The following is an 18,098-nucleotide window of genomic DNA, read 5'->3' as shown; positions in this document are numbered from 1 at the left end:
GTGGCGACACCTCATCGAGAACTTCTTTTGCAAGCTCAAGGAGTTCAAGCGCATCGCCTTGCGTGCCGACAAACCGACAAAAGCTTCGCGGCAATGATCTTTCTCGCCGCTGCCGTCATTAACTCTCGATGAATCCCCACAAGCCTTAGGCAACATCACCGCACCCGTCGTGGTGCAACCCTACCGGTGGCGAGAAATGCCGCCGGGTTTGGTGTTTTACACTGAAATTGCAAGACCATTTTCGGTGCGCGTCTCGCGGCCCGATATGGCTTGCTGAGCCGCACGGTCGCCGCTCAAGGCAGCCGATTTGCGGATCGTTGCTGTCGCTTGCCATTGACAAGCCATCTTTGCTCCGCCACCTCATGCCCGGAACTTCCAGATGAAGGCGGCCGGCATGACCGGATATTTTTCTTCTCCTTTTCCACGCCGCGCATCGGTCGGCGTCGATGTCGGCGGCGTGATGGTCGGCGGCGGCGCGCCGGTCGTCGTGCAGTCGATGACCAATACCGACACCGCGGATGTCGACCAGACAGTCGCGCAAGTCGCGGCGCTGCATCGTGCCGGTTCGGAGATCGTGCGTATCACCGTCGATCGCGACGAAAGCGCCGCCGCGGTGCCGCGCATCCAGGAGAGGCTGTCGAGGCTCGGCGTCAACGTGCCGCTGGTCGGCGACTTCCACTATATCGGCCACAAGCTGCTTGCCGATCATCCGGCCTGCGCCGAGGCGCTGGCGAAATACCGCATCAATCCCGGCAATGTCGGCTTCAAGGAGAAGAAGGACCGCCAGTTCGCCGCGATCGTCGAAATGGCGATCAAGCATGACAAGCCGGTGCGCATCGGCGTCAACTGGGGCTCGCTCGACCAGGAGCTCCTGACCCGGCTGATGGACGAGAACCAGGCCCAGGGCTCGCCGCTCACCGCGCAGGAAGTCACGCGCGAGGCGATCGTGCAGTCGGCGATCCTGTCGGCCGAGATGGCCGAAGAGATCGGGCTTGGCCGCGACAAGATCATCCTGTCGGCCAAGGTCAGCGGCGTGCAGGACCTGATCGCCGTCTACACCGAGCTTGCGACGCGCTCCAACCACGCGCTGCATCTCGGCCTCACCGAGGCCGGCATGGGCACCAAGGGCATCGTCGCCTCGTCCGCGGCGATGGGCATCCTCTTGCAGCAGGGCATCGGCGACACGATCCGCATCTCACTGACGCCGGAGCCGAACGGCGACCGCACACGCGAGGTGCAGGTGTCGCAGGAATTGCTGCAGACGATGGGCTTCCGGCAGTTCGTGCCGATCGTCGCGGCCTGCCCCGGCTGCGGCCGCACGACGTCGACCGTGTTCCAGGAACTGGCCCAGAGCATCCAGGCCGATATCCGCAAGAACATGCCGGTGTGGCGCGAGAAATATCCCGGCGTCGAGAACCTCAAGGTCGCGGTGATGGGCTGCATCGTCAACGGCCCCGGCGAATCCAAGCATGCCGATATCGGCATATCGCTGCCCGGCACCGGCGAGACGCCGACGGCGCCGGTCTTCATCGACGGCAAGAAGGCGGCGACGCTGCGCGGCCCCTCCATCGCGCAGGATTTCGAGAAGATGGTCGCCGACTATATCGAGCAGCGGTACGGACACGGCAAAGCCGCCGCGGAATGAGCCCATGCGTCGTTTGTTGAAGGCGACGCTTTTCCTGCTTTTGGGGCTGTGCTGGACCGGCCAAGCATTGGCCGATCCGCCGCAATCGGCCGCCAAGCGGCTGATTTCCCGCGTCTGCGACCTGATCGAGACACAGGCCGAGCAAAACAGCCTGCCCAAGGATTTCTTCGCCCGGCTGATCTGGAAGGAAAGCCGCTTCGACCCCAATGCGGTCAGTCCGGTCGGCGCCGAAGGCATCGCGCAGTTCATGCCGGGCACCGCCAAGCTGCGCGGGCTTGCCGACCCCTTCGACATCGAGCAGGCCATTCCAGCCTCGGCGAAATATCTTGCCGAGATGAAGGCGGGCTACGGCAATCTCGGCCTTGCCGCGGCCGCCTACAATGCCGGCGAGAACCGGGTGTCGCGCTGGCTGTCCTCGGGCGGCTTCCTGCCGATGGAGACCGAAAGCTATGTCTTCGACATCCTGGGCGAGCCGGTCGACAAGTTTTCGGACGCTGCTTATGCTGGCGCCATCCAGCCGCTCGATCCGAAGATGAGCTTCGCGGTTGCCTGCCGCAGGTTGCCGGTGATCATGGCGCAGACCGTCGCCATGGCCTCGATCAACGTCAAGCCGTGGGGCGTGCAGGTGGCCGGCAATTTCCGCCGCTCCGCCGCGATCAGCCAGTGGCTGCGCGTGCGCGGCCGCTTCCCGGCCCTGCTCGCCAGCCATGATCCGGTGGTGAGCCGCGTGCGCACGCCGATCGGCCGGCGCGGCATCTATGCGGTCAGGATCGGCGCCGACTCGCGCGCCGAGGCCAACGGTATCTGCGACAAGCTGCAAAGCGTCGGCGGCGCGTGCGTGGTTATGCGCAATCGGTAGTGGTGGCCTGCGAGCGAGCTATCTGGAGATGCTGGAGGGACAGCGCCCCCCTCTGGCCTGCCGGCCATCTCCCCCACTTGGGGGGAGATCGGATGTCGCCTCGGCCTTCGCCAATCGCCAACGTTGCAGGACGAGTGCCGGCGCCGCAGCTGCCAATCTCCCCCCAAGTGGGGGAGATGTCCGGCAGGACAGAGGGGGGCGCGAAGGAACTCGGCAGCGGCCGTTGGTCGCGACCCGGTCCTCAACCTCACGCCCTCTTCGCCGTCACCGTCTCGCTGAGCCAGGTGCCGATCTTGGCGCCGAGGCGGTCGGGAGAGACCGGCTTCGGCAGGTAGTCGTCCATGCCGGCCTCGATGCATTTCTCGCGATCGCCCTTCAGCGCGTGCGCGGTGACGCCGATGATCGGCGTGTGGCTGCCGTTCTGCTCTTCGATCGCGCGGATGGCGCGCGTCGCCTCATAGCCGTTCAGCTCCGGCATGGAGACGTCCATCAGCACCAGCCGCGGCCGCAGCGAGCGGTACATCTCGACCGCGGTGCGGCCGTTGCCGGCGATGCGATAGCTGGCGAGGCCGTTGAGGATCTGGCCGAAGACCAGCTGGTTCACGTCATTGTCCTCGGCGATCAGGATGTCGATCGGGCCGCTCGGCGCTGCGGTCGATTCCGGCGCCACGGGCATCGGAACGGCCGGGCCGCGGATCACCGTGAAGGCCGGCGGGGCCGGCTGGGCTGCGACCGGCTCGCGCACGAAATGCGCCTTGGCGCCTTGCGTGCGCGCCTTCTGGATGGCGGAGATCACCGTGCCGAGCAGCACCGCCGAACGCGCCGGCTTGGTGAGATGCGCAACGATGCCGAAGTCGATCACCATCCTGCCGAAATCGACCTGGTCGACCGAAGTGAGCAGCACGACCGGAATGGACGTAAGGCGGCTGTCGGCGGCAATGGCTCTCGCGACATCGGCACCGTTCATGCCGGGCATCTGGTAGTCGAGGATGATGCAGTCGACCGTTGCGCCGAGCTGGCAGGCGCGGTCGAGGAAGGCGAGGCCGACGGCGCCGCTTTCGGCAGCCGCGCAGTCGAAGCTCCAGCTTCTCAGCTGCTCCAGCAGGATCGCGCGATTGACCGGGTTGTCGTCGATGACCAGCACGCGGGCACCGGTGACGTCGATCGGCACGATCTCGTCGCGCGCCTCCTGCCTGTGCACGGGCAGCGGGACGGCGAACCAGAACACCGAGCCGCGGCCGATCTCGCTTTCGACGCCGATCTTGCCGCCCATCAGGTCGACAAGCCGGGCAGAGATGGCGAGGCCGAGGCCCGTGCCTTCGTGACGGCGGGTGGACGAGCCGTCGACCTGGGCGAATTTCTCGAACACGCTTTGCAGCTTCTCGGCCGGGATGCCGATGCCGGTATCCTCGACGCGGACCTTGAGCTGGACCACGCCGTCGTGGATGTCGCCGCCGACGTCGATCAGCACATGCCCCTTCTCGGTGAATTTCACCGCGTTGCCGAGCAGGTTGGTGACGATCTGGCGGAAGCGTCCGGCGTCGCCGACGACGAAGGCAGGCAGGCGCGGATCGACGCGCACGATCAGCTCGAGATTCTTCTCGGCAACGCGGGCCGACACCAACGTGGCCACGTCCTCGACCGCTTCCGCCAGGCGGAAGGGGGCGGGGTCGAGCGTCAACTGGCCGGCATTGATCTTCGAGAAATCGAGGATGTCGTTTATGATGGTGAGCAGCGCGTTGCCGGATTTAACGATGACGTCGGTGAAGGTCTTCTGGCGCGGCGTCAGCTCGGTCTTGGCGAGAAGCTCGGCCATGCCGAGCACGCCATTCATCGGTGTGCGGATCTCATGGCTCATATTGGCGAGGAATTCGGACTTGGCGCGATCCGCCGCCTCCGCCTTGAACAAGGATGCGGCAGTTTCGGCGAAGGCGCGGCGGATCGCGTTCTCCATCGGCCGGAAGATCAGAACCGCGGCGATGGCGATCACGGCGATGAGCAGGCCGCTCGCCCACAAGAGCAGCCGGTCGTTGGAGGCGTCGGCGAGGCGCCGCTCGTCGTCGAGCGCGGTGCGCACGCGCACCAGCATCGGCTGGGCGAAAAGATCGTTCTGGTTGCGGATCTCGCGGTAACTCCATTCGTCGACTTTCTGGGCCACCGACATCAGGTTGAAGTTGCGCACCATGTCACGCGCCGACCAGAACAGATCGCCGTTCACCGAGGCGGATTCGAGCGCGTTGAAGGTGCTCTTCGACAGGCGCGGTCTTATCGCCGCAAGCTGCCCGTTCAGGATCTCGATCTCGCCCATCAGCCGTTCGGAATGGCCGCGCGCGGCGGTGGTCAGCGCATCGCGGGTCTCGGCCCGCCAGGCCGTTCCGGTCGTCTCGGCGAAATTGGTGGCGTTGCGCAGGTCGCGCGAGAAGATGACGAAGTTGCCGCTCAAGGCATCGACCTCGTGGCGGTACGAGTTCACGCGGTTGAGCGCGAACATGACTGCGGCCGAAGCCAGCGCGAAGACGAGCAATCCCGAAAAGTAGCGAATCCGGATCGACCGGATGAAGGAGGAATACTCCGGCATGCGCAACCCCAAACCCATACGCACAATTTTAATGGCCGGGATTACGCTTGATTTACATTAAGATTTCGTTGGTGCCTGGGGCGGTTGATGGATCAGTTGAAACGAGCCATTCGGCAGCGCCCGAAAGCAGGTACCTGTCGCATCGGAGGCACGTCGAATATACGCGTGACTACGTCAATGCAGGTACAGCCTCTTCGCAATTGGGCTTATGAAGCGCACGTTGCAGTTGGTTAATTAAGTGCTAATATAATCGACCTTGTTACTGGTTGACTGACATTAAGTTAATGAACCGGAAGGTGCGTTATTGCGCGCCGCGATCCGCTGTTGTCGGATCAGCGCCGCGCTTGCGCATGGGTAAAATGTCCGCACCCAGAAGAGCGTCAGGAGGCGCGACGGTCTAGTTACTGCCGGTTCGTGCCTCCACCCAGAACATTCCTTGAAAACAGGCCGCTCCGGTCAAGACCGGACGGTATCGCTTTCCTTTTGTCTGCAGGTCACTGCCAGAGGTGGCCTGCGGTGAGGGAGACGGTGAACTCTGGCCAACAAGGGAGTCACATATGTGTAGACAGGTGTTCTTGGCGATTGCAACCGCTGTTTCCATGGGCGGCATGCTCATGCTTGGCACCGGCGGCGCGGGAGCGCAGAATCTGTGCCCCGGCGTCTCGGCCACACAGTGCACTGACCTATGCGGCGATGCCGGGGTCGCTTCCTGCACGAAGACAGGGTCGACGCCCGACTGCGTCTGCAACTCGACGAAGAAGGACGTGAACGGCAACGCGTTCGGCACGGAGACGACGGATACTTCGAGCGGCCAAGGCAACTTGGGCAACAAGACCGAGACGAGCTGCACGGGCAATCCGGGGCACTGCAAGTAATGGCCGGAAAATGCCCGTCTCGGGTATCTGCATTTGAGGCGGCGTGGTCGTTGCCAGACGCGAAGCTATGGGCAGTTGACGTATCACCCCGTCCCGAGCCAGGGCGAACAGCCGGGAGAGCTGCTGCCCTCCCGGCGATCTGGATAGGTCGCACATGATGATGCGCAGTGCCCTCTTTGCGGCGGTAGTTCTCGGCGCGGCGACGATGCCGGAAGCTTCGCTCGTGCCGTCGCTGACGTTGGGGGCCGAGCAGATTTCATCGGCTTTCCGGCAGCTGCTGATGGAGATGAAGCCTGGGCACTCCGACGCGCTGAAGAGACCGGCGTACCAAACCGAAGTTGCGGAGCGAGGCGACATCGTTACCACGGTGCAGGCTGCGGGCACGCTCAACGCGCTGGTGATCGTGGAAGTCGGGTCTCAGCTTTCCGGCCGGATCAAAGAGCTTTACGCCGATTTCAACTCCAAGGTGACCCTGGGTCAGGTCATCGCGCGTGTTGAGCCGGAAATGTATGAGGCTCGGTTGGCCCAGGCCGAAGCCGAGCTGGAGATGGCCCATACGCAGGTTTCGGTGCAGCGGGCGCAGATCGAACGAGCCCAGGCCGAACTGGAGACCGCCGTAGCCAAGCATGCCTCGGCGATGGCTCAGAACAGGCGTGCGCAGATAGGGCTTGCCGAGGCGCTCCAGGACATGGAGCGCAAGCGACCGTTGGCACAGCGCAATGTCATTCCGGCAGGTGAATGGGAGCGCAGTCAGAACGCGCACAAATCGGCTGAAGCACAGGTCACATCCACCGGCGCGGAAGAGTTGTCGCAGTTGGCCGCCGTCCGCGCCGCCCAATCAAGCGTCAGCATGGCTGATGCGGAGCTTGCCAACATGCTGGCTCAGGTCAAGCAGAGGGAAGCCGTGCTTCGCCAGGCCCGGATCGACCTTGACCGGACGTATATTCGGGCGCCGGTCACCGGTACGGTGGTCAATCGGGCGGTTAGCGGCGGCCAGACACTGGCGGCTGGCTTGCAGACGCCGATCCTGTTCACCATAGCCAAAGACCTGACGCAGATGCAGGTCGAAGCAACGGTGGTCGAAGCTGATATCAGTCGTTTTGCCGTAGGACAGCCGGTCACTTTCACTGTTGATGCCTATCCCGATCGCGTTTTCGCCGGCTCAGTGAAGCAGATACGCAAGGCGCCGCAAATCGTGCAGAATGTCGTCGCCTATGTCGTTGTGGTCGCTGCCGAAAACCCGGAAGAGCTTCTGCTGCCGGGGATGACCGCCAATCTCGAAGTGGTGGTGGCTAGACGGGAACATGTTCTCAAAGTGCCCAATGCCGCCCTGCGTTTCCGCCCAAAGGATACCGGGCCGAACGAGCGTCGCTTCGCAGCAGCTCCTTCATCCGAGCCCGCAGCGGACGGCGGTATGGGGCCTGGATCGGCCGGCCAGGTGTTCGTATTGGGGCCGCATAGTGAGCCGAGACCGGTTCCGCTGCGTCTCGGGATCACTGACGGCAGATCGACAGAGGTTGTGGCTGGCGATCTCACCGAGACGCAGTCGGTGATCGTTGGAGTCGCCGCCCCTGGTCCGCAGGACGAGGCGTCTTCCGTGCTGATCCGCTTTCGCTTTCAGTGAGAGAGCCGGCCGTGGCGCTGATCGAACTTGAGGAAGTACGCCGTAGCTACCGCATCGGCGGCTCATGGATCAGGGCTCTGGACGGCGTGAGCCTGACAATCCAGCAGGGTGATTTCCTTGCGGTGAGGGGACCCTCGGGCTCGGGCAAATCTACCTTCATGAACATTTTGGGCTGCCTCGACCGACCGACCGAAGGCAGATATCGGCTGGACGGGATCGATGTCGGCCGCCTTCATCACGATGCGCTCGCCGCGATCCGCAACCGCAGCATCGGCTTCGTGTTCCAGTCGTTCAACCTGCTGCCACGTGCCAGCGCCTTGGAAAATGTCGAGCTGCCGCTCCTCTATCGCCGGATGTGGCCGGGCAAGCGCCGCCGGCGCGCGCTGGCTATGCTCGAACAATTCGGTCTGGGAAGCCGGGCAAGTCACAAGCCGGCTGAACTGTCGGGCGGTCAGCAGCAGCGTGTGGCCATCGCCAGGGCTCTGGTCACCGAGCCCTCGGTTATCCTCGCCGATGAGCCGACTGGTGCGCTCGACAGCCAGACTGGGCAGGAGATCATGTCGATCTTCCGCGGTCTAAATGGTGAAGGCCTGACGGTCATTGTGGTTACGCACGAGGCAGAGGTCGCCGAGAGTGCCGATCGCATCGTGACCTTCCGCGATGGCCGCGTCGTGCCTGAAGATGTCGGGACGCGAAGCGGATTGAATTCGGACGCCAATTGCCATTTGTCGCTGGTTCGCAGCAATGCCCGGTAGCACCAGAACGGCCCTGCGGTCGCTTCGCGCCCATCATTTGCGTAGCGCCCTTACCATGCTGGGCATCGTTATCGGTGTCGCCGCCGTCGTCGTGATGATCGCGGTCGGGATCGGCGCTCGCGACCGGATCACTGCCCAGGTCCGAAGCCTCGGCGCGAACCTCATCGTGGTGACACCAGGCAGTGTGCGCATGGGCAGCGTCCGGCTGGGCAGCGGCGCCGCGCCGCAGCTGAGCGAAGACGATGCGCTGGCGATCCAAGCGGAGATCCCCGGCGTGGTCGTGGCGGCGCCAGTGCTGCATGCCCGCGAGCAGTTCACCGTCGGGTCGCTGAACTGGCAAGGCGTGCTTCGCGGCGTGACGCCCGGCTATTTTACGGCGCGGGAATGGCGCATGATCGCGGGCCGGGAGATGACTCCGGAGGACAACCGACGTGCGGCCAACGTGGTGCTCCTCGGCATGACGATGCGCGAAAAGCTGTTTGGCGGGAACGATCCTGTCGGCTCTGCGATCCGCATCCGTGGCGTGCCGTTCACGGTCATAGGCCTGCTCGAGCGCAAGGGCCAAAGCGTTTGGGGTGAGGACCAAGATGATGTGGCGCTGGTGCCGCTGAGGACGGCACGGCGCCAGTTTGTCGGCACCAGCCGGGCCAATCCCGCCCTCGTGCACAACATCACCGTCAAGTTCGCCGACTGGTCATCGGCCGAAGACACGATGGCAGCCATCCGCGATCTCCTGTGGCAACGCCACCGGTTGCGTGCGGGTCAGGAAGACAGCTTCATGATCAGCAACCTTGCGGAAGCCGCCGATATCGAGGGTTCGACTACGCGAGTCGTGTCGCTGCTGCTCTCCGCCGTCGCCTCGGTCTCGCTCGTGGTGGGCGGCATCGGCATCATGAACATCATGCTGGTAACGGTGACGGAGCGCACCCGCGAGATAGGGCTGCGTCTGGCAGTCGGTGCGCGTCGATGCGACATTCTTGTCCAGTTTGTCGTCGAGGCAATGACGCTCGCCTCCCTGGGCGGAATGCTCGGCGCGCTTGTGGGTATCGCCGTCGCGGCCGGCGTGGGCGCCTTCGCCCGATGGCCGGTGGTCATCGACATCAGCGCGGTGCTGCTGGCTGTCAGTTTCGCTGCCTGCGTGGGTGTTTTCTTCGGCTATTATCCGGCCCGCAAGGCGGCACGGCTTCAGCCGATTGACGCCTTGCGCACAGAGTGACTTTCGCGGCCCCGCCGCCTGTGGTCAGAGCATCGAAGCTTCGGCGGCGGCAACCAGACGCTGGCCGCCCACCCTTCAACGCGCATCGCACTGGAACGAAGCCAAGCGATGCGCTTCATGCATGTCGTTTGCCCAAAACCGCTGCGCCTTTTTCGGCGACAGGCGTCAGCTGTTGCGCGTCGCAACGAATGTCGCCGCCGCCTTCAGCAACGCTGCCTGCTCGCCGTAGGGCTCCAGCAGCGCATGTGCCTGGTCGATAAGGCCGTGGAGCTGCTCGCGCGCCCAGTCGGCGCCGTGCAGCGCGGCGAGCGTCGCCTTGCCGGCGGCGGCGTCCTTCTTCGTCGCCTTGCCCATCTGCTCGGCATCCGCGGTGAGGTCGAGCAGGTCGTCGGCAAGCTGGAATGCAAGGCCGATCGCCGAGCCGAATTCCGCCAGCCTTTCGCGGTCGGCGGCGGGCGCGCCGGCAACGATCGCGCCGGCCTCGCAGGCGAAGCGGATCAGCGCGCCGGTCTTCATCGCCTGCAGGCGGATGATGCCGGCCTCGTCCGGCCGCTTGCGCTCGGCCTCCAAGTCGAGCGTCTGGCTACCAACCATGCCGCATCCCGCGGCGCGGGCGAGCGCCAGCACAAGTGCTGCCCGGCGCTCGGGCGGCAGCGCCGTCGCTTCGTCGGCGACGATGTCGAAGGCCAAAGTCAGCAGCGCGTCGCCAGCAAGGATGGCGGTCGCCTCGTCGAAGGCCTTGTGCACGGTCGGCTGGCCGCGGCGCAGATCGTCGTTATCCATCGCCGGCAGATCGTCATGGATCAACGAATAGCAGTGCACGCATTCGAGTGCCGCCGCGACGCGCATCGCCGCCTCGCCATCGGCGGAAAAGAGCCCGCCGATGGATCAACTTGAAACGAGCCGCTCGGCAAGCGGCTCGCCCGGTCCAAATCAAGCAACATCCTTGGCCCGGTAGGCGTCGGGAACAATGAAGACTTCATCGGCGCGGCCGTAGCCTCCATCAGGAACTTCTTCGATCAGCACCATGGTGTGGGGACGCACACCTTCGCCGAAATACTCGACGAACATCTGCGTGGTCTTGTGAATGAGGTCTTCCTTTTGGGCTTTCGTGAGGGCGGCCTCGGGTGTCTTGAAGTTGGCAAACGGCATTTCCAGGTTCCTTTCGGGTTGGATTTCACGGCGATGGATGGAGAAGGTCGGCGAGGCCGATGCGCTCCAGAAGCTGCGCCCGGACGCGGTCGGCGACGCCATTGACGATGGTCGCGCCGTCGTCCGACGGATCGACATGGACGCGGAACGGCCGGCGGCCATGCGGCATCATGACGAGATCGACGATGGCCTGGGCGACTTTCGAGGGATCGGCATCGGCCGGTTCCAGCCCGGCAAGGCCCTTCAGCGCCTGCTCGTCCACGCCGGCATAGGGTCCCGACCAATAGGCGGCGGCGCGTTCGGTGTCGGCGGGCTTGCCGGAATGGGCGAAATGCTCGGTGCCTTTCGTGAACGCGCCCGGCACCACGATGCTCGTCTCGATGCCGAAGCGGGCAAGCTCCAGCGCGTAGCTCTGCGCCAGCGCGTCCATGCCCGCCTTGGCGGCGAAGTAGGGCGCGAGGAAGGGCGGCGTGCCGCCGCGCGTGCTGCTCGATCCGACCCATATCATCAAGGCCCGGCCGAGCGAACGCATATGCGGCAGAACCGCACGGTTGACGCGCTGGGTGCCCAGCACATTGACGTCATAGAGCGCAGCCAATTGCTCGGGCGTGAAGGCTTCGGTCGGTCCGAAAACCATATGTCCTGCATTATGGACGACGACGTCGATCCGGCCGGCTTCGGCGAGGATGGTTTTGACGGCCACATCGATCGACGGTTCAGAGAGCACGTCGAGTTGGATGGCGCTGAGCGCGAGCTTTTCCTCACGCACCAGCCTTTCGATTGCGGCGGCCGCCGCGCCTCCGCGCGCTTGCGGATCCCGCATCGAGGCGTAGACCCGGTGACCGGCTCTGGCGAGCGCCTCCGCTGTCATTGCGCCGAAGCCGCTGGACGCGCCGGTGATGAGAATTGTCTGCTGCATGATCGTGTACCTTCTTTTTTACGCAGTTCCGGACGCGAAACCGCTGCGAAGTCTTGCTGATTGCCCTTAGATCGCGCCGCCATTGGCGCGGATCACCTGGCCGTTGACCCATTGGCTATCGGAACCGGCAAGGAAGGCGACGAGCCCGGCGACGTCGTCCGGCTGGCCAAGTCTGCCGAGTGGAATGAGTTTGGTGATTGCCTCGATCTGCGCGGCGCTCTTGCCGTCGGTGAAGAGTTCGGTACCGACCGGGCCGGGGGCGACGGCATTGACAGTGATACGGCGCGGGCCAAGTTCCTTGGCCAGGATGTGCGTCATGGCTTCGACGCCGGCCTTGGTTGCGGCATAGACGCCATAGTTCGACTGGTAGAAGCCCACCACGCTTGAGGAAAAGTTGATGATACGTCCGCCATCGTTCAGGCGTCGGGCACCTTCGCGCATGCCCCGGAATGTGCCGCCGAGATTGACGGCGAGCTGGCGCTCGAACTCACCATCTCCGGTCTCCGCGATTGGCGACAGCCTCATCATGCCGGCGTTGTTGATGAGGATGTCGGTGCCGCCGAATGCCTTTTCGGCCGCATCGAACAAAGCGGTCATACCGGTCGGTTCACCAATATCGGCCTGCACCGCGAGAGCGGTACCGCCGACAGCCTCGATGGCCGAAACGACTTCATCGGCGGCGTCCTTTCCGCGCGCATAGTTTACGATGACGGCAATGCCTTCTTGGGCGAGTCGCTTGGCGATCGCCGCGCCAATGCCTCTCGACGCGCCTGTCACGATCGCGGCTCTTGTCTTCTGCATAATCGATCTCCGTTCGTTTGTTGTAGGACGGATATAGACTGTAGCCTCTGCCGGATAATCGGCCCGCTATTGACAGCAGTATTCGGATAGGGCGAACAATCTAACATGGATCGACTCGACAGGATGCGGCTGTTCGTTCGCGTGGTGGAGCGGCGCAATTTCACTGCGGCGGCGGCCGATCTCAGCCTGCCACGTTCGACGGCAACCGAAGCGATCAAGCAGCTGGAAGATCATCTGGGGGCGAGGCTGTTGGACAGGACCACGCGCCACGTTGCCACGACGCTCGATGGGCAGGCCTACTACGAACGCTGCCTTTCGATTCTGGGTGACGTGGAGGATGCCGAGGCCGGATTCCGCAGCGCCGAACCGCGCGGCCTGTTGCGCATCGACGCGCACCCGCTGCTCACGCAGAGATTCCTGCTGCCGGAGTTGCCTGCGTTCCTCGAACGCTATCCCCAGATCGATCTCCATATCGGCCAGGGCGACCGGCTGGTCGACCTAGTGCGCGAAGGCGTCGATTGCGTCATTCGCGCCGGCGAACCACAGGACAGCGGCATGATTATGCGGCGGTTGGCGATGATTGGCGAAATCACCTGCGCCAGCCCTGGCTATCTGGAGAGGCACGGCGTGCCGGCGTCGCCTGATGCGCTGGACGGCCACCAGGCCATCGGTTTCGTCTCCTCGCGCACCGGCGAAGTCCTGCCGCTAGAGTTTACGATCGGCGCAAGGGTGCATCGGATTGCGCTGCCGGGCCGGGTGAGGGTCAACAATTCGGACACCGCGGCCGCGTTGGCGCGCCTGGGCTTCGGGCTTCTGCAAGCGCCACGCTATCGGCTCGAAAAGGATCTGGCGGACGGGACGCTGGTCGAGGTGTTGCAGGATTTTCCGCCGACGCCGACACCGCTGTCGGCGCTCTATCCGCAGAACCGGCAGCTCGCTCCGCGGCTACGCGCCTTCTTGGAGTGGGCGTCCCGCATTTTCGCCGAGGCAAGGTTGTGAGGTCGGATCGGTGCCGAGCTGGCTGGCGTTACCGTCGCCTGCCTGCACCACGCATCAGCTATTGCGCGTCGCCACGAATGTCGCCGCCGCCTTCAGCATGTCCGCCTGGTCGCCATAGGGCTCCAGCAGCGCATGCGCCTGGTCGATAAGGCCGTGGAGCTGCTCGCGCGCCCAGTCGGCGCCGTTGAGCGCGGCGAGCGTCGCCTTGCCGGCGGCGGCGTCCTTCTTCGTCGCCTTGCCCATCTGTTCTGTATCTGCGGTGAGGTCGAGCAGGTCGTCGGCAAGCTGGAAGGCAAGGCCGATCGCCGAGCCGAATTCCGCCAGCCTTTCGCGGTCGGCGGCGGGCGCGCCGGCAACTATGGCGCCGGCCTCGCAGGCGAAGCGGATCAGCGCGCCGGTCTTCATCACCTGCAGGCGGATGATGCCGGCCTCGTCCGGCCGCTTGCGCTCGGCCTCCAAGTCGAGCGTCTGGCCGCCGACCATGCCGCCGCAGCCCGCGGCGCGGGCGAGCGCCAGCACAAGTGCTGCCCGGCGCTCGGCCGGCAGCGCCGTCGCCTCGTCGGCGACGATGTCGAAGGCCAAAGTCAGCAGCGCGTCGCCGGCAAGGATGGCGGTCGCCTCGTCGAAGGCCTTGTGCACGGTCGGCTGGCCGCGACGCAGATCGTCGTTATCCATCGCCGGCAGATCGTCATGGATCAGCGAATAGCAATGCACGCATTCGAGCGCCGCAGCGACGCGCAGCGCCGCCTCGTTATCCGCCGAGAACAGCGCCGCGCTTTCCATGACCAGAAAAGGGCGAAGCCGCTTGCCTCCGTTGAGCACGCCATGGCGCATCGCCGCCATCAGGCGCTCCGGCCGGGCGATTTCGCCGGAAAGCAGCGGTGCATCGAGGATCTGCCGCAGCAGGACCTCGCTTGCGGCGGCGCGCGCGAAAAGCGCGGTTTCGAAGGCCGTCTGGTCGTCTTTCATCATGGCCGGGACCGGTAGCCGACACTCAGACATTGCGCAAGAAGCCTCGCGCCATTATGCCGGGGTAGCGGGTGGCACGGGTGGGGCGGCTTGACGGAACCGATCGTCGAACATGAAAGCGAAGGGCTGGACATGGCGCGGCCGCGGCGCCTGAACCGCGCCGGTCTGAAGCGCCTTGGCCGGCGCTGCCTGGTCGCTGCGATCGTGCTGGCGACGATCCCGGTCGTGCTTACCTTCCTCTATCTGCCGCCCTTCGTGCACCCCGTCTCGACGCTGATGCTGAAGGACCTCGTTACCTTTTCCGGCTACGACCGGCGCTGGGTGTCGATCGACGACGTGGCGCCGGTGCTGGCGCATTCGGTGATCATGTCGGAGGACGGGCAGTTCTGTTTCCATCGCGGCGTCGACCTCGGCGAATTGCGCGGCGTGGTCGACGATGCGCTTGCCGGCGAGGCGACGCGCGGTGCCTCCACCATCACCATGCAGACGGTGAAGAACCTTTTCCTGTGGTCGCGGCCGCTGGGCAGCGTGCGCAAGGTGGTCGAACTGCCTTTGGCCGTCTATTTCGACGCGGTGATGTCGAAGCGGCGCATCATGGAGATCTATCTCAACATCGCGGAATGGGGACCCGGCATCTACGGCATCGAGGCCGCCGCGCGGCATCATTTCGGCGTCTCGGCCAAGCAATTGTCGCGCCGGCAGGCCGCGCTGCTTGCCGTCAGCCTGCCCAACCCGATCGCGCGCAATCCGGCAAAGCCGGGACCGGGGTTGCGGCGGCTCGCCAATCTGATCGAGCGCCGCGCGGGCAGGTCCGGAGCGTATGTGGGTTGTCTGGATTAGGCTGAAGCGGCGCCGGCTCAAAAAATTTCGCGAGCGGCGCTGGCCAAAACGGCGCGAGGCGTGTATAGGCACCCGACTTTCTCAGATTATGGCCTCGATGCGGCCCTTTCACGAGGGTTGCCGGGGCATTTTGACCATGTAGTGGAGCATATCCATGGCCGTTCCAAAAAGAAAAACCTCTCCGTCGAAGCGCGGCATGCGCCGCTCGGCCGACGCCCTCAAGGCCCCGACCTATGTCGAGGACAAGAATTCCGGCGAAATGCGCCGCCCGCATCACATCGACCTGAAGACAGGCATGTATCGCGGCCGCCAGGTGCTGGAGCCGAAGGAAAGCTGAGAAGCTTCCACGGTTTGTGACGTTTCAAAGGACCGGCCTCTGGCCGGTCTTTTTGCGTTTGTGCCGTAGACGCCCCAACTGGCCGGGGCAGCGCGTTTCCCTATGCCAAAGAACTCGGCGCTGGTGGCAATATCTGCCGCGGCCGAGGTGCTGTATCTCCGCAACGTGTCGACGCCATGCCATCCACGCCTGGGTGACGGTGCAGGCACTGCGTCAGGACCCAACGGCATCGAGGCGGAGGAACCACATGCCCAAGCTCACGACCGCGCCGCGCGATGTCTTCCGGACGTTCATGAACTTTCCGCTGGTCGAGGACCTCGACGCGCTGAAGGCCGATGTCGCGATCATCGGCATGCCCTATGGCGATCCCTACACGATCGACGAGCTGATCAATGACCAGACCAACGCGCCGACCGCGGTGCGGCGGGCCTCGCAACGCATCAGCCTCGGGCTCGACCGTTACGATTTCGACATCGGCGGCACCTTGTTCGATGGCCAGGACATTAAGGTAGTAGACGTCGGCGACGTTCCCGGAAGCGTGGCCGACCATGGAGGCCACTACGGGCTGGCCGAGGCTGCGATCCGCAAGATCCGCGCGACCGGCGCGATGCCGATCACCATCGGCGGCGATCATGGCATTCCTATCCCGATCTTCCGCGCGCTGGACGGCGAGGGCCCGATCACGCTGGTGCAGGTCGACGCCCATCTGGACTGGCGCGACAACGTCAACGGCGTCAGGGAGGGCTATTCAAGCCCCATTCGCCGCGCCTCGGAGATGGCGCATATCGACAAGATCTTCCAGCTCGGCATTCGCGGCCAAGGCAGCGCCCGCGTCGAGGAGGTGGAAGCGGCACGCGCCTATGGTTCCAACATCATCACCGCCAACGAATGGCAGGATATCGGCACCGCGGCGCTGCTGAAGCGCATTCCGGACCGCGGCCGCTATTATCTCACCATCGACGCCGACGGCCTGGATCCCGCAGTGATGCCCGCGGTTGAAGGTCCGTCACCTGGCGGCGTCAGCTATCGGCAGACGATCGAATTGATCAAGGGGCTGATCGCCAAGGGCAAACTGGTCGGCATGGACATCGTCGAGATCGCACCGTCGCGCGACGTCAACGAGATAACTGCGATCACGGCCGGTAACATCATCCTTAACGTCATCGGCGCCGCCGTGCGCGCCGGTTACTTCAAGCGCTAGGCCATTCGCGGACGGCACAACAGCCGGGCACGATGTCGGCCGAGCAACCGGCTGACATCGTTATTTCACTAGGTCTTAGAGCGTGTTCGGCGCCGACGCCGAAAAACCTTGACGGCGTGCCTGCCGCGGATTTTACAAAAGAGTGCCTCATTGGAGTCGCCCAGATGTTCGGTGCTATCCCGCTGCTGATCGTGCCCTTCGTCCTCTACAATCTCGGACTGCTCGGGCTGTTCGGCGGCGGCGACGATCCATGGATGACCGAGATGTTCTCGTTCCGCATGATGTCGGGCGGCGTCTTCTCGATGACGCTCGGCGACCTGATGGTGCTGATCGGGCTGATCTTCCTGTTTATCGAGATCTCGAAATCGGTGCGCACGACCAATGCCTCGATCCTGGATCATCTGTTGTCGACGCTGGTCTTCATCGCCTTCCTGGTCGAGTTCCTGCTGGTGAAGGGCGCGGCGCACTCGGTGTTCTTCACGCTGATGGTCATCGCGCTGTTCGACGTGCTCGCCGGCTTCTCGGTGTCGATGCGGTCGGCCAGCCGGGACATCAACCTGAACTAGAGCGTTTCACCGTTTCATGGAAGCGGCGAACCCGCTCTATGTCTTTGTTTTTGCGCAATTCCGAACGGAAAACCGTTACACACTTTTCCTGGAATTGCTCTAGGGGTGTGCCTCACCTGAATCTCGACATCCAGGGCGCTGCGGCTCCAAGCGGGGTTCACGCGGTGCTCGTTTCAGCCTGCCGCGCGACGACCGCCTGATAGGCTGCCTGCAGCTGCTGACGCACGGTCGGCGTGCCCGGCGGCGCTTTTGGGGGTGCCCCGAGATGTTCGTGGCGCAACTCGTCCATGAACTGCTCCCACAGCGGCGGACCGCCCTTTTCGAGGAGCTCGGCGCGGATCGACAGCTCCTCGCTGACCGGCAGCCACACCCGTCCCCAGGCGCCGAGATGCGCCATGATAGGCACCAGGGTGATCGCCATCTCGGTCAGGCTGTAGATCGCCTTCTGCTTGTGGCTGGGATCGTCGGCCTTGGTCAGCAGGCCGAGCTCCATCAGCCGCTTCAGCCGGTCGGCCAGTATGTTGGAGGCGATGCCTTCCAGCGATCCGTTGAGCAATTCGCGGAAATGGCGCCTGCCGCCGAAGATCATGTCGCGCAGGATGATCAGGCTCCAGCGGTCGCCGAAGACCTCGAGCGACAGATTGATCGGGCAGCCGGAGCGGCGGTCGATGCTCATGACAGTCTCCAAAAAACCAGTTGCATTATGATATCGGTTTGATTATCGTGCAACTGATTGCAAAATGCAATCAGATTGAGAGATGG

General features: G+C 64.2%; 17 protein-coding genes and 2 pseudogenes. 12 read left to right on the top strand and 7 right to left on the bottom strand.

Annotated features, from left to right (window positions below; genetic code table 11):
- The 3 genes and pseudogenes from RFN30_RS10880 to RFN30_RS10870 form a co-directional block, all read left to right on the top strand.
- A pseudogene (locus RFN30_RS10880) lies at positions 1 to 132 on the top strand (transposase); the annotation flags it as partial.
- Between the two features lie 262 nt (positions 133 to 394).
- Positions 395 to 1,645 (top strand): flavodoxin-dependent (E)-4-hydroxy-3-methylbut-2-enyl-diphosphate synthase, encoded by a 1,251-nt coding sequence (ispG, locus tag RFN30_RS10875; protein WP_320262063.1) that lies wholly within the window; start codon positions 395 to 397, stop codon positions 1,643 to 1,645.
- Between the two features lie 4 nt (positions 1,646 to 1,649).
- On the top strand, positions 1,650 to 2,504 hold the full coding sequence (locus tag RFN30_RS10870; RefSeq protein WP_320262062.1) for a transglycosylase SLT domain-containing protein: 855 nt from the start codon (positions 1,650 to 1,652) through the stop codon (positions 2,502 to 2,504).
- A 247-nt stretch (positions 2,505 to 2,751) separates the two neighbouring features.
- Here RFN30_RS10870 and RFN30_RS10865 read toward each other — a convergent pair whose 3' ends face one another.
- Entirely contained in the window at positions 2,752 to 5,082 is a 2,331-nt protein-coding gene (locus tag RFN30_RS10865; RefSeq protein WP_320262061.1) for a response regulator, read from the bottom strand.
- Between the two features lie 557 nt (positions 5,083 to 5,639).
- On the opposite strand from RFN30_RS10865, the gene RFN30_RS10860 reads away from it, so the two are divergent.
- The 4 genes from RFN30_RS10860 (at position 5,640) to RFN30_RS10845 (ending at position 9,552) form a co-directional block, all read left to right on the top strand.
- Entirely contained in the window at positions 5,640 to 5,957 is a 318-nt protein-coding gene (locus RFN30_RS10860; protein ID WP_320262060.1) for a hypothetical protein, read from the top strand.
- Between the two features lie 154 nt (positions 5,958 to 6,111).
- Entirely contained in the window at positions 6,112 to 7,581 is a 1,470-nt protein-coding gene (locus RFN30_RS10855) for an efflux RND transporter periplasmic adaptor subunit (protein ID WP_320262059.1), read from the top strand.
- 11 nt (positions 7,582 to 7,592) lie between these two features.
- Positions 7,593 to 8,336, top strand: a complete 744-nt coding sequence (locus RFN30_RS10850; protein WP_320262058.1) for an ABC transporter ATP-binding protein — start codon at positions 7,593 to 7,595, stop codon at positions 8,334 to 8,336.
- A 55-nt stretch (positions 8,337 to 8,391) separates the two neighbouring features.
- Entirely contained in the window at positions 8,392 to 9,552 is a 1,161-nt protein-coding gene (locus RFN30_RS10845) for an ABC transporter permease (protein ID WP_320262057.1), read from the top strand.
- Between the two features lie 165 nt (positions 9,553 to 9,717).
- Here RFN30_RS10845 and RFN30_RS10840 read toward each other — a convergent pair.
- The 4 genes and pseudogenes from RFN30_RS10840 to RFN30_RS10825 form a co-directional block, all read right to left on the bottom strand.
- A pseudogene (locus RFN30_RS10840) lies at positions 9,718 to 10,428 on the bottom strand (polyprenyl synthetase family protein); the annotation flags it as partial.
- A 57-nt stretch (positions 10,429 to 10,485) separates the two neighbouring features.
- The gene (locus RFN30_RS10835; RefSeq protein ID WP_320262056.1) at positions 10,486 to 10,704 is read right to left on the bottom strand and encodes a tautomerase family protein; all 219 of its coding nucleotides are present in this window, start codon (positions 10,702 to 10,704) and stop codon (positions 10,486 to 10,488) included.
- 25 nt (positions 10,705 to 10,729) lie between these two features.
- A complete protein-coding gene (locus RFN30_RS10830; RefSeq protein WP_430698881.1) occupies positions 10,730 to 11,623 on the bottom strand; it encodes an SDR family oxidoreductase in 894 nt (297 codons plus the stop codon).
- Positions 11,624 to 11,689: 66 nt separating this feature from the next.
- Complete coding sequence (locus RFN30_RS10825) at positions 11,690 to 12,424, bottom strand: SDR family oxidoreductase (protein WP_320262055.1); 735 nt, start codon at positions 12,422 to 12,424, stop codon at positions 11,690 to 11,692.
- Positions 12,425 to 12,529: 105 nt separating this feature from the next.
- On the opposite strand from RFN30_RS10825, the gene RFN30_RS10820 reads away from it, so the two are divergent.
- Positions 12,530 to 13,423: a LysR family transcriptional regulator gene (locus tag RFN30_RS10820; protein ID WP_320262054.1), complete on the top strand. Its 894-nt coding sequence runs from the start codon at positions 12,530 to 12,532 to the stop codon at positions 13,421 to 13,423.
- A 54-nt stretch (positions 13,424 to 13,477) separates the two neighbouring features.
- On the opposite strand, the gene RFN30_RS10815 is transcribed toward RFN30_RS10820, so the two are convergent.
- On the bottom strand, positions 13,478 to 14,395 hold the full coding sequence (locus tag RFN30_RS10815) for a polyprenyl synthetase family protein (RefSeq protein WP_320262053.1): 918 nt from the start codon (positions 14,393 to 14,395) through the stop codon (positions 13,478 to 13,480).
- A 129-nt stretch (positions 14,396 to 14,524) separates the two neighbouring features.
- Here RFN30_RS10815 and RFN30_RS10810 point away from each other — a divergent pair, with 129 nt between their 5' ends.
- The 4 genes from RFN30_RS10810 (at position 14,525) to RFN30_RS10795 (ending at position 17,336) form a co-directional block, all read left to right on the top strand.
- Positions 14,525 to 15,232 (top strand): transglycosylase domain-containing protein, encoded by a 708-nt coding sequence (locus RFN30_RS10810; protein WP_320262086.1) that lies wholly within the window; start codon positions 14,525 to 14,527, stop codon positions 15,230 to 15,232.
- Positions 15,233 to 15,386: 154 nt separating this feature from the next.
- Positions 15,387 to 15,569, top strand: coding sequence for a 50S ribosomal protein L32 (gene rpmF, locus RFN30_RS10805; RefSeq protein WP_006203806.1), 183 nt, complete (start codon positions 15,387 to 15,389; stop codon positions 15,567 to 15,569).
- Between the two features lie 247 nt (positions 15,570 to 15,816).
- Positions 15,817 to 16,770 (top strand): agmatinase, encoded by a 954-nt coding sequence (locus RFN30_RS10800; protein WP_320262052.1) that lies wholly within the window; start codon positions 15,817 to 15,819, stop codon positions 16,768 to 16,770.
- 164 nt (positions 16,771 to 16,934) lie between these two features.
- Complete coding sequence (locus RFN30_RS10795) at positions 16,935 to 17,336, top strand: hypothetical protein (RefSeq protein ID WP_217573078.1); 402 nt, start codon at positions 16,935 to 16,937, stop codon at positions 17,334 to 17,336.
- 157 nt (positions 17,337 to 17,493) lie between these two features.
- On the opposite strand, the gene RFN30_RS10790 is transcribed toward RFN30_RS10795, so the two are convergent.
- A complete protein-coding gene (locus RFN30_RS10790) occupies positions 17,494 to 18,012 on the bottom strand; it encodes a winged helix-turn-helix transcriptional regulator (protein ID WP_320262051.1) in 519 nt (172 codons plus the stop codon).
- Positions 18,013 to 18,098 lie beyond the last annotated feature (86 nt).

The organism is Mesorhizobium dulcispinae, from assembly GCF_033977345.1.
GTDB lineage: Bacteria > Pseudomonadota > Alphaproteobacteria > Rhizobiales > Rhizobiaceae > Mesorhizobium > Mesorhizobium dulcispinae.
The sequence above is the reverse complement of the archived record's forward strand: the minus strand, read 5'-3'. Positions and strand labels throughout refer to the sequence as shown.